The 11,846-nt window shown below is 59.3% G+C and carries 10 protein-coding genes; 8 read left to right on the top strand and 2 right to left on the bottom strand.

The window, feature by feature from the left end; all coding sequences use genetic code 11:
* Positions 1-71: 71 nt before the first annotated feature.
* Positions 72-1,202 (bottom strand): NAD(P)-dependent alcohol dehydrogenase, encoded by a 1,131-nt coding sequence (locus tag ASF13_RS20700; RefSeq protein ID WP_056241082.1) that lies wholly within the window; start codon positions 1,200-1,202, stop codon positions 72-74.
* Positions 1,203-1,436: 234 nt separating this feature from the next.
* Here ASF13_RS20700 and ASF13_RS20695 point away from each other — a divergent pair, with 234 nt between their 5' ends.
* From ASF13_RS20695 to ASF13_RS20665, 7 genes are all read left to right on the top strand, one after another.
* On the top strand, positions 1,437-2,924 hold the full coding sequence (locus ASF13_RS20695; RefSeq protein ID WP_056241081.1) for a sphingomyelin phosphodiesterase: 1,488 nt from the start codon (positions 1,437-1,439) through the stop codon (positions 2,922-2,924).
* Between the two features lie 250 nt (positions 2,925-3,174).
* Positions 3,175-4,215: a phosphate ABC transporter substrate-binding protein PstS gene (gene pstS / locus ASF13_RS20690; RefSeq protein ID WP_056241079.1), complete on the top strand. Its 1,041-nt coding sequence runs from the start codon at positions 3,175-3,177 to the stop codon at positions 4,213-4,215.
* 81 nt (positions 4,216-4,296) lie between these two features.
* Positions 4,297-5,259, top strand: a complete 963-nt coding sequence (gene pstC / locus ASF13_RS20685) for a phosphate ABC transporter permease PstC (RefSeq protein WP_056241078.1) — start codon at positions 4,297-4,299, stop codon at positions 5,257-5,259.
* The gene (gene pstA, locus ASF13_RS20680; RefSeq protein ID WP_056241074.1) at positions 5,256-6,143 is read left to right on the top strand and encodes a phosphate ABC transporter permease PstA; all 888 of its coding nucleotides are present in this window, start codon (positions 5,256-5,258) and stop codon (positions 6,141-6,143) included. The genes pstC and pstA overlap by 4 nt, the downstream gene beginning before the upstream one ends.
* A gap of 46 nt (positions 6,144-6,189) precedes the next feature.
* A complete protein-coding gene (pstB, locus tag ASF13_RS20675; protein ID WP_056241071.1) occupies positions 6,190-6,954 on the top strand; it encodes a phosphate ABC transporter ATP-binding protein PstB in 765 nt (254 codons plus the stop codon).
* A 98-nt stretch (positions 6,955-7,052) separates the two neighbouring features.
* Positions 7,053-7,787: a phosphate signaling complex protein PhoU gene (phoU, locus tag ASF13_RS20670; protein ID WP_056241067.1), complete on the top strand. Its 735-nt coding sequence runs from the start codon at positions 7,053-7,055 to the stop codon at positions 7,785-7,787.
* A gap of 356 nt (positions 7,788-8,143) precedes the next feature.
* Positions 8,144-9,385: an MFS transporter gene (locus ASF13_RS20665; protein WP_056241061.1), complete on the top strand. Its 1,242-nt coding sequence runs from the start codon at positions 8,144-8,146 to the stop codon at positions 9,383-9,385.
* A 124-nt stretch (positions 9,386-9,509) separates the two neighbouring features.
* On the opposite strand, the gene ASF13_RS20660 is transcribed toward ASF13_RS20665, so the two are convergent.
* Positions 9,510-10,445: a LysR family transcriptional regulator gene (locus ASF13_RS20660; RefSeq protein ID WP_056241058.1), complete on the bottom strand. Its 936-nt coding sequence runs from the start codon at positions 10,443-10,445 to the stop codon at positions 9,510-9,512.
* A 122-nt stretch (positions 10,446-10,567) separates the two neighbouring features.
* Between ASF13_RS20660 and ASF13_RS20655 the strand changes: the two genes are divergently transcribed.
* The gene (locus tag ASF13_RS20655) at positions 10,568-11,830 is read left to right on the top strand and encodes an ABC transporter substrate-binding protein (RefSeq protein WP_056241055.1); all 1,263 of its coding nucleotides are present in this window, start codon (positions 10,568-10,570) and stop codon (positions 11,828-11,830) included.
* Positions 11,831-11,846 lie beyond the last annotated feature (16 nt).

Genomic DNA, 11,846 nt, shown 5'->3' with positions numbered 1-11,846 from the left:
TATCCTGCCAGACAGGCTTCAGACAGGCCCCGGGCACGGTGGCCTGCCTTTGAAACGGTGGCCTTTCGCCCTCAACCGGCGGCCTGCGCAGGCGCATAGCTGCGATCGATAATCAGCACCGGTTTGATCGCCAGGCCGCTGGCCGAGTCTGCCTGCGCCTGGTTGATATCGGCAAAATCGTAGAATTTTACCAGCTTATCGAAGGGAAACTGGCCGTTCTGATACCAGCGAATCAGCTGTGGAATGCTGCTTTGCGGCACCGCATCGCCCATCAGCACCCCGGCAATATGGCGGCTGACGGCGATCAGATCGCGCATCGGGTTCAGGGCCAGCTCCGGGCGCGCCACCGCCAGCGGTGCAAAGGTGCCGCCAATCGCCACGCTCTCCAGCGCACTTTGCATCACGCTGGTCAGGCCGCTGGTATCCAGCGCATACGCCACCCCTTTGCCGCCGGTCAGCTCGCGGATGGCTGTCGTCGCCTGCGCTTTCGTGCTGTTAATGGTGTGGGTTGCCCCCAGCTCCTTCGCCAGCGAGAGCCGCTGGTCATGAATATCGACGGCGATAATCGGATCGCAGCCGGCGATTTTTGCCGCCATGATCGCCGCCATACCCACCGCGCCGGTGCCAAACACCGCCATCGCGCTGCCCGGTGCCGGTTTCAGCGCGTTAAAGACCGTGCCGGAGCCGGTCAGCAGGCCGCAGGCCAGCGGGGCCATCAGCCGCAGATCCAGCGCCTTATCCACCACGATCAGGTTGTTGGCGGTGGTGTTGGTGTAAGTGGCAAAGGAGGACTGGTAAAAGAAGCTGGTTACCGGCGTCCCGTCTTCCCGCTGAAACAGCGTGCTGCCGTCATGGCGCAGGCCGTCAGAGTTCATTTTGTGGAAGTCCACGCAGTGTGACGGATGGCCGTGGCGGCAGTAAGCACAGTGGCCGCACCAGGCATATGACATCACCACGTGGTCGCCGGGCTGAATGCCGCGCACCCGGCTGCCCACCTGCTCAACGATACCCGCACCTTCATGGCCGAACACGGCCGGGAACGGGTGTGGCCCGTCGCCGACGCGCATCGCCTCATCGGAGTGGCAGATGCCGGAGGCGACCACCCTGACGCGCACTTCATCTTCCTGCAGTGGGGTGAGCGTTAAGGTTTCCAGCTGGTAAGGGTCATTAGTCTGATTAACAACAGCCGCAGTAATGTTCATCGCGATTCCTCTTAAGCGTTGGGACAGAAAAGTTAAACCCGGACAGCGTTAACGTTCGCGGGTGGTAAAGGCAGTAGCAAAGAGGGCGATCGCCAGAAATGCGCCTGTTGTGAGGGCGTGACCGGAAGGATGACAGGGATTTCTGCTTAAAATCATTTCACTAAGATCTGATCTCTGGCAGTCACATTTTTAGCCGATATCATCGGGCATCTTTCAATGATGAACGGAATAATCATGCTAAAAATCAGGACGATAATCGGCCTACTACTGGGTATTACCTCTTTTGTGCAGGCAGAGCCGGTAAAAATTATGACCTTCAATACCTTCCTGCTGGCGCAGCCACCGGCCACCATCGGGCCGCTGACGATGGGCGATCGCGTTGATTTGATGTTGAAGGGAAAGCTGTTTAACGATGCAGATGTCATTGTTCTTAATGAAGCGTTCACGCTGCACGATACCAACCGCCTGCTGGATGGTCTTTCTCAGCAGGGATACCGTTGGCAAACCCCGGTGCTGAGCCGGGCTTTCACCCCGGTAGAGAAAGAGTGCAACGATAATCAGTGCTGGAATGCGAAAAAGAATAACTGGAGCCCGCTGCAGCTTGAAAACGGTGGCGTGGCAATTGTCAGCCGCCATAAAATTCTGCAGCGTGAACAGATGATTTTTCATAATAAAGGCTGTGGTTTTGACGCGGTGGCGGCCAAGGGTGCCGTGTATGCCAGAATCGCGCTGAACGGCAGCGGCGAAATTATTCACGTTTTTGGCACCCATACTCAGGCGGTGGACAGCCTGTGCAGTCAGGGCAGCGATGCCTGGTACCGTATCGCACAGTTTGAAGAGATCCGTAACTGGGTGCTGGAGAAACACATTCCGGCTGACGAACGGGTGTTTATCGCCGGCGATCTTAACGTCAATAAGGGGAGTGATGAATACCGGCAGATGTTGCAGCATCTGCACGTAGTGGAGCCGCGTTATGAGGGGGCAGACAGCACCTGGGACCCGCAGACCAATAAGCTGACCGGCTGGAGCTGGCCGGGCAGTAAAGGGGAGTATCTCGACTATGTTCTGTCGTTTAAGGATAACGTGGATGCCGGCATCACCTTACGGGCCTTACAACCCTCGTCAGCGCCGGACTTCTTTAACTACAGTGCGGCCAATTTTGCCGAGTATTCAGACCATTATCCGGTAGTGGCATATACCCCCGGTGCAGAAGCGGTTCCGGCGTTTAAGGCCAAAGACAGTGCGCGTTATCAAAATGTGGTGCTGAAATCGCAGCTGGATGGCCGCTATATCGCCGGCAGCAGCGGCGAGTATCTGACGCTGACGGCGGATAAATCGCAGGCGCACCGGTTCAGCCTTTATGAATGGATCGATACCGGTAAGGAGCTGTGGCCCTCTTCCTGTCTGCTGCCTAACCCGGGTACCTACCTCAAGATAAAATCGGCCGGCAGCAATAATTTCTGGGAGATGTGGCGTCCGAACGGGGTTTACTACTTAGATTCGAAGTCTGCCTCCTACGACCTTTATCTGTCGGCGGTGGATAAAACACACCGGGGCTGCCTTGAGTTGGGTGATGTCGTTTCCCTCAGCGATATGCGGATAAGCACCCTGACCCACTACTATCTGCAGGTGGACAGCAGCAACCGGGTTTCCCTCAGCGGGCGAATGCTGAGCGATGCGCCGCAGCAACAGCAGCAGTTCACGCTGGAAGTGGCACAATAACCTTATCCTAACCCCCGCTCTGCTGCTCAGGCTTTCCCCGACGCTGGCAGCAGAGCGGAAGCAACGCGACCGTCGTTTCACTGAACGGTCAGTCGAATAATTCATCACGTCACGATTCACGACCGCAGTCACAAAAGTGTCATATAACGTACATTTTACTGTCACCAAACTGTCCTATTTTGCCTCCAGCAGCAATCATTAATCAGACAAACGGCCACACAGCCTGACCTTTTTATCCCCTGGAGGGAACATGACACTGATGCACAAAACTCTGGCTCAATTCGTCGCAGTCACCCTTTCTGTGAGCGCCTTCTCTGCCGTGGCAGCCACCAACCTGACCGGCGCAGGCGGTACCTTCCCGGCGCCGGTTTACAACAAATGGGCCGCTGAGTACAACACCGCGACGGGCAACCAGGTTAACTATCAGGGCATCGGTTCTTCCGGCGGCGTGAAGCAGATCATCGCTAAAACCGTTGATTTCGGTGCCTCTGATGCGCCAATGAAAGATGAAGACCTGGAAAAGAACGGCCTGTTCCAGTTTCCGACGGTTATTGGCGGCGTGGTACTGGCAGTTAATATTCCTGGTATCAAGTCCGGCCAGCTGATCCTCGACGGTAAAACCGTTGGCGATATCTATCTGGGTACCATCACCAAGTGGAACGACCCGGCGATCACCAAACTGAACCCCGGCGTGAAACTGCCTGATTCGAACATCAACGTGGTGCGCCGCGCTGACGGTTCCGGCACCTCATTCGTCTTCACCAGCTACCTGTCTAAAGTCAACAGCGACTGGAGCAGCAAGATTGGTAAAGGCAGCACCGTTAACTGGCCAACCGGTCTGGGCGGTAAAGGTAACGACGGCGTGGCCGCATTTGTTCAGCGTCTGCCGGGCTCAATCGGCTACGTAGAATACGCTTACGCTAAACAGAACAATCTGGCCTACACCAAGCTGGTGGATGCCGACGGTAAAGCGATCTCCCCTGGCGAGCAGAGCTTCAGCGATGCGGCCAAAGGCGCAGACTGGAGCAAATCCTTTGCTCAGGATCTGACCTTCCAGAAAGGCGACAACGCGTGGCCAATCACCTCCACCACCTTTATCCTGCTGCACAAAGAGCAGGCTAACGCCGAGAAAGGCGCAGAGGTGCTGAAGTTCTTTGACTGGGCCTACAAAAACGGCGGCAAAACCACCGCTGGCCTGGACTATGCGTCCCTGCCTGAGTCGGTTATCAGCCAGATCCGTGCCGCCTGGAAAACCAATGTGAAAGACAGCTCTGGTAAAGCGCTGTACTAAGCAGTCGCGGGGCCGGCTCTGCCCGGCCCGCGCATCGGGCGGCTTTGACGCCGCCCCTATCCTCTACAAGTCGAGAATCCTATGGCTGCAACCAAGCCGACATTCAAAGCCCCGGGGAAACAGGGTGACATCATTTTCGGCGCACTGGTTAAACTGGCTGCGCTGATTGTGCTATTGCTGCTCGGCGGCATTATCGTTTCGCTGGTCTACTCCTCCTGGCCGAGCATCCAGAAATTTGGTTTTTCTTTCCTGTGGACCAAAGAGTGGGATGCCCCTAACGAACAGTTTGGTGCGCTGGTGCCGATCTACGGCACCATCGTCACCTCGGTGATCGCGCTGCTAATCGCCGTGCCGGTCAGCTTCGGTATTGCCCTGTTCCTGACCGAGCTGGCTCCCAACTGGCTGCGCCGCCCGCTGGGCATTGCCATCGAACTGCTGGCCGCGATCCCCAGTATCGTGTACGGCATGTGGGGGCTGTTTATCTTCGCCCCGCTGTTTGCCACCTACTTCCAGCAGCCGCTGGGTGACGTGATGGCCAATATCCCGATCGTTGGCGCGCTGTTCTCCGGCCCGGCGTTCGGTATCGGTATCCTCGCGGCCGGGATTATCCTGGCGATCATGATCATTCCGTATATCGCTTCGGTAATGCGTGACGTGTTTGAACAGACCCCGGTGATGATGAAAGAGTCGGCCTACGGCATCGGCTGCACCACCTGGGAGGTGATCTGGCGGGTGGTGCTGCCGTTTACTAAAAACGGCGTGATCGGCGGCATTATGCTCGGCCTTGGCCGCGCGCTGGGGGAAACCATGGCGGTGACCTTTATTATCGGTAACACCTACCAGCTGGACAGCGCCTCGCTGTTTATGCCGGGCAACAGTATTACCTCGGCGCTGGCCAACGAGTTTGCCGAAGCCGAATCCGGCGTACATACCGCGGCGCTGATGGAGCTGGGGCTGATCCTGTTCGTGATCACCTTTATCGTGCTGGCCTGTTCCAAGCTGATGATCTCCCGTCTGGCGAAAAGTGAAGGAGCGCGCTCATGACCACTATGGAAATGCAGTCCCGCGCTGAACTGGAAGCCTCACGCCGTAAAATGCAGGCATGGCGCCGCACCAAGAACCGCATCGCGCTGGCGCTGTCGCTGGGCACCATGGCTTTTGGCCTGTTCTGGCTGGTGTGGATCCTCTTCGCCACCGTGACCCGTGGCTTCGACGGTATGTCGCTGGCGCTGTTCACCGAAAACACCCCGCCGCCGAACACCGCCGGTGGTGGCCTGGCTAACGCCCTCGCGGGCAGCGGCCTGCTGATCCTCTGGTCAACGGTGTTCGGTACGCCGCTGGGCATTCTGGCCGGCGTCTACCTGGCCGAGTACGGCCGCAAGGGCTGGCTGGCGGAGGTGATCCGTTTTATCAACGATATCCTGCTGTCGGCACCGTCGATTGTGGTCGGCCTGTTTGTCTACACGCTGGTGGTGGCGCAGATGAAGCACTTCTCCGGCTGGGCCGGGGTGGTGGCGCTGGCGCTGCTGCAGATCCCGATCGTGATTCGCACCACGGAGAATATGCTCAAGCTGGTGCCGGACAGCCTGCGTGAAGCGGCTTACGCGCTGGGTACGCCGAAGTGGAAGATGATCTCGTCGATCACGCTGAAGGCGTCGATCTCCGGCATTCTGACCGGAGTGCTGCTGGCGATTGCCCGTATCGCCGGTGAGACCGCGCCGCTGCTGTTTACGTCGCTGTCGAACCAGTTCTGGAGCACCGACATGATGCAGCCGCTGGCCAACCTGCCGGTGACCATCTTTAAGTTCGCCATGAGCCCGTTTGCCGAATGGCAGAGCCTGGCCTGGGCGGGCGTGCTGATTATCACGCTGTGCGTACTGTTACTGAATATTCTGGCTCGCGTGATTTTCGCTAAGAGCAAACATTAATTTCACCGCGCTGCCCCGGCGGCGCGGGCCAAGTGAGACTAAACAGATGAGTACTTCCGCTAAGATGATTCAGGTTCGTGATTTGAACTTCTACTACGGAAAATTTCACGCGCTGAAAAACATTAACCTGAATATCGCGAAAAATCAGGTGACGGCGTTTATCGGCCCGTCCGGCTGTGGCAAATCCACCCTGCTGCGCACCTTTAACAAAATGTTCTCGCTCTACCCGGAGCAGCGTGCCGAAGGTGAAATCCTGCTGGACGGTGACAACATCCTCACCAACAGCCAGGATATCGCCCTGCTGCGCGCCCGCGTCGGCATGGTGTTCCAGAAGCCAACGCCGTTCCCGATGTCGATTTACGACAACATCGCCTTCGGCGTGCGCCTGTTTGAGAAGCTCTCCCGCGCCGATATGGACGAGCGCGTGCAGTGGGCGCTGACCAAAGCCGCGCTGTGGAACGAGACCAAAGACAAGCTGCACCAGAGCGGTTACAGCCTCTCCGGCGGCCAGCAGCAGCGTCTGTGCATCGCCCGCGGCATCGCCATCCGCCCGGAAGTGCTGCTGCTCGACGAGCCCTGCTCGGCGCTGGACCCGATCTCCACCGGCCGCATCGAAGAGCTGATTACCGAGTTAAAACAGGATTACACCGTGGTGATCGTGACGCACAATATGCAGCAGGCGGCACGCTGCTCGGATCACACCGCGTTTATGTACCTGGGCGAGCTGATCGAGTTCAGCGATACCGACACGCTGTTCACCAAGCCCGCTCAGAAGCAGACCGAAGATTACATTACCGGCCGCTACGGCTGAAAACAGGTGATGACCCTTGCCATTCTGCGGCGGCGGGCAGCCCGCGCCCGGAATGACGGAATTTATAACGCCTGTTTAAAACAGGTCTGGAGTTTACGATGGATAGTTTAAATCTGAACAAACATATCTCCGGCCAGTTCAACGCCGAGCTGGAGCATATCCGTACCCAGGTGATGACCATGGGCGGCATGGTGGAGCAGCAGCTGACCGACGCGATCACAGCGATGCACAACCAGGACACCGAGCTGGCCAACAAGGTGATCGAAGGTGACCACAAGGTCAATATGATGGAAGTGGCGATCGACGAGGCCTGCGTGCGCATCATCGCCAAGCGCCAGCCGACCGCCAGCGACCTGCGCCTGGTGATGGCGATCATTAAAACCATCTCCGAGCTGGAACGCATCGGCGACGTGGCCGAGAAGATCTGCCGCACCGCGCTGGAGAAGTTCACCCAGCAGCAGCAGCCGCTGCTGGTCAGCCTGGAGTCGCTGGGCCGCCACACCGTGCAGATGCTGCACGACGTGCTGGATGCCTTTGCGCGAATGGATATTAACGAAGCGATTGAAATTTATCGCGAAGATAAGAAGGTTGACCAGGAGTATGAGGGCATCGTGCGTCAGCTGATGACCTATATGATGGAAGATCCGCGCACTATCCCGAGCGTGCTGACCGCGCTGTTCTGCGCCCGTGCCATCGAACGCATCGGTGACCGCTGCCAGAATATCTGTGAAATCATCTTCTACTTCGTTAAAGGTCAGGACTTCCGCCACGTGGGCGGCGATCGGCTGGATAAGCTGCTGGCCGGTGAAGACGGCGGCAGCAACCCGGCGTAACCGCAGACAGGGCGCATCGCGGTGGCGAGCGCCCTGTTGCTCTTCCGGCGGCGGTGGCTGTTAAACTGACTGCTACTGCTACTGCTACTGCTACTGCTACTGCTACTGCTACTGCTACTGCTACTGCTACTGCTACTGCTACTGCTACTGCTACTGCTTCCCGCCTTCTGGCCTCAGGCCCTGCTCCTTTTCGCATTCTGCCCGCCCCTGACAGGTTCTGACGATCGCTTCTGCCAGTACTGGACCCGTGCGCGGTCGCCGGCGGTTATCCTTCGCCTGGTCGGGTCGTCAGATATGTCGTTAGCCTGCTAATCCCGTATACTGCGCGCACAATTGATCCTCAAGGTGTTGAATTCATGTCTGCTTCCTCCCCTGAATCGCGCGGCGTTACGCCGGGCAAAGCCATGGTCGCCGCCGTCAGCGGCTACGCAATGGACGGCTTCGATCTGCTGATCCTCGGCTTTATGCTGCCGGCCATCAGCGCCGGGCTGGTGCTGACCGCCTCACAGGCCGGTTCGCTGGTCACCTGGACGCTGATCGGCGCGGTGCTTGGCGGTATCCTGTTTGGCCACCTCAGCGACCGGCTGGGCCGCATTCGCGTGCTGACCTTCACTATCCTGATGTTTTCGCTGTTTACCGGGCTGTGTGCGGTGGCGCAGGGCTACTGGGATCTGCTGGCCTACCGCACGCTGGCGGGGATGGGGCTGGGCGGCGAGTTCGGCATTGGCATGGCGCTGATCGCCGAAGCCTGGCCGGCCAGCAAACGTAACCGCGCCTCGGCGTGGGTGGGGATGGGCTGGCAGCTCGGCGTACTGCTGGCGGCGTTTATCACCCCGCTGCTGCTGGATCTGATCGGCTGGCGCGGCATGTTTCTGGTCGGGCTGCTGCCGGCGCTGGCCTCGTTTGCCATCCGTCGTGGTATGGGCGAGCCGGAGGCCTTTACCCGCCACGTTGACGTCAATCAGGGGCTATCCTTCGCCACCCGGCTGAAGCTGCTGTTTGCCGACCGGGCCACCGGTAAGGCCAGCATCGGCATCTTTATCCTCTGCTCGGTGCAGAACTTCGGCTACTACGGGCTGATGATCTGGATGCCGAGCTACCTCTCCAGCCAGTTCGGCTTCTCGCTGACCAAATCCGGCCTGTGGACGGCGGTGACGGTGGTGGGGATGACCTTCGGCATCTGGCTGTTTGGCCTGCTGGCTGACCGCTTCGCCCGCTGGAAGATTTTCCTGATTTATCAGATTGGTGCAGTGGTAATGGTGGTGGTCTACGCCCAGCTGCGTGACCCGACGGTGATGCTGTTTACCGGTGCGCTGATGGGGCTGTTCGTTAACGGCATGATCGGCGGCTATGGCGCGCTGATCTCCGACACGTACCCGGTGAAGGTGCGCGCCACCGCGCAGAACGTGCTGTTTAACCTCGGGCGCGGCGTCGGCGGCTTCGGCCCGCTGGTGATTGGTCTGCTGGCCCTGCACTACTCCTTTGTGGCGGCGATCACCCTGCTGGCGCTGATCTACCTGCTGGATATCGTCGCCACCCTGTTCCTGCTGCCGAAGAAACAGGGCAACGACGAGGACAGCCTTGGGGCGATTGGCTGAGCCCGCTCTGCAGACGGACTGAACGCGGCGACGTTCAGTCCGTCTGCAGATGCGGCAGGCCGGATGGCGGTTCAGCCCGCCAGTGGAGGCAGCCGGCAGGAACATTCACCGCCGGGTAAGGTATTCAGCTGACCAGCGGGCGCACCGCGTCCAGATAGTGACTGAGCAGCGCCTGCATCTCCACCACCGGCTGGGTATCCGCCTTTTCACGCATCAGATAGATGCCCACCGACAGATTAGGGCTGCCGGTGGTGGTCTGCAGCGGCTGCAGGCCATACTGCGCAAAGTACCCGGCCATGCAGCGCGGATAGGTGAGCAGAATACCGTCCGAGTCGTTGACCATATCCACCGCCGCCATCAGCGAATTGCTTGACCAGATCACCCGCTCGGCCAGGTGCAGCCGGTTGCGCAGCGTGCGCTTGGCCTGCATATCGTCCATCATGTGCTGGTAGCGGCTCTCGTCCGGCGTCAGCTCCACCAGGTTGTAATCCAGCAGCTCGTGCGGTTCGATCGGGCGGCCCAGCAGCGGGTGGCCGCTGCGCACGTAGTAGCTGTCGCGGGTGGTAAACAGCGGCAGGAAACGGATCCCCGCCCCCGGGTTCAGCCCCTGGATCTCATGGCCGATAAACAGGTCGATATCGCCGCCGAGCAGCAGGTCCATCAGCCGCAGATGGTTGCCGAGATCGACGTGGATATTCACTCCCGGATGGCGGCTGCGGTAGGCGTTAAAGCTGTCGCGCACGAACATCACCCACCAGGCGTGGCCGGTGCCCATGCGCAGGCTCTGCGTCTGCCGCGCCTTGATCGAGGCCAGCTTTAGCAGCGTGTTGTCGTAGATACGCTGCATCATCTGCGCCTGCTCCAGCAGCAGTTCGCCAAATTCGGTGGTTTTCACCCCGCTGGAGGTGCGCTCCAGCAGCGGCACGCCGAGATTCTCCTCCAGTTTCTTCATGTTATGGGTCAGCGTCGGCTGACTGAGGCAGAGCTTGTTTGCTGCATGGCTCACATTTTGAAACTTCGCTACTTCGATAAACTGCCGCAAAATTTTGTCCACGATCATAGTTTCCCGCAGTGGTATAGAAAGTTTCTATAGCGTAGCGCAAATTATCGATTTCCTTCGATAGCAGGCTTTCGCTACTTTTCTTCTCAGCTGAGGTTCCGGCTGCTGACTGAGAGGAAGCCATGAAAAATGCGATTGCGGGTCTGTTTGCTGCCACGCTGGTGCTCTGCGCCGTGGCACGGGCGGATACGTTGCGAATGGAGTGTACCCCGAGCAAAGAGGGGCGGCAGTTCTGCAACGAGATCAAACAGCGCTTTGAAGCGCAGACCGGTCACACCCTGCAGTTTATTGAGCTGCCGCGCGCCTCTGACGAGAAGCTGTCGCTGTTTCAGCAGCTGTTCGCCGCCAAAGACGCCGGGGCGGTTGATCTGTTCCAGGCCGATACGGTGTGGATCGGCATCCTCAACAGGCACCTGCTGGATCTCACCGATGCGGTCGCGGATATTCGCGACGACTTCTTCCCGTCCGCCTGGCAGAACAACCTGGTGAACGGCCGGGTAAAGGCGGTGCCCGCCTTCCTTGATACCGGCGTGCTCTACTACCGCCGCGATCTGCTGGAAAAATATGGCGAGCAGCCGCCGCAAAGCTGGGCGGAGCTGACGGCCACCAGCGAACGTATTCAGCAGGCCGAACGTCAGCAGGGCCATAAGCAGTTCTGGGGCCTGGTGTTTCAGGGCAAAGCCTACGAGGGGCTGACCTGCAACGCGCTGGAGTGGATCGCCGGCAGCAACGGCGGCCGTATTATCGACCCCGATGGCACCATCACCGTCAACAACCCGCAGGCGGCCCGCTCTCTTGATATGGCAGCGGGCTGGATCGGCCATATCTCGCCGAAAGGCACGCTGGGCTACATGGAAGAGGAGGCGCGTGCGCTGTTCCAGAACGGCGATGCGCTGTTTATGCGCAACTGGCTCTACGCCTGGGTGCTGGCGCAGGACAGCAGCAGCCCGGTGCGCGGTAAGGTCGGGGTGATGCCGCTGCCGGCGGGTGAGGGCGGCCAGTCGGTCAATACGCTGGGCGGCTGGCAGTGGGCAGTCAGCGCGTACAGCAAAAACCCGCAGGCGGCGATTGCGCTGCTGAAAATTGTCAGCGACGCGCAGTCACAGAAGCGCGCGCTGGCGCTGCTCGGCCTCGCGCCGTCGCGCACCGCGCTCTATGACCAGCCTGAGGTGCTGGCGCAGGCCGCTTACCTCGGACAGCTGAAAACCATTTTCTCCCGGGCGGTACCGCGCCCGGCCACCCAGACCCGCCGCCAGTACGCCCAGGTGTCGCGGGCGACCTATAACGCCACCTTCAATGTATTACGCGGTAACAGCGATGGGGCCACCGCCGTTGCGGATCTTCAGCAGCGGCTGGAACGGATTAAAGCCAGAGAGTGGCGCTGAGCGCCCTGCAACCGAA

This window comes from Erwinia sp. Leaf53 (assembly GCF_001422605.1).
Lineage (GTDB): Bacteria > Pseudomonadota > Gammaproteobacteria > Enterobacterales > Enterobacteriaceae > Erwinia.
Note: the sequence above shows the minus strand (reverse complement) of the source record. Positions and strands in the feature narration are given on the sequence as shown.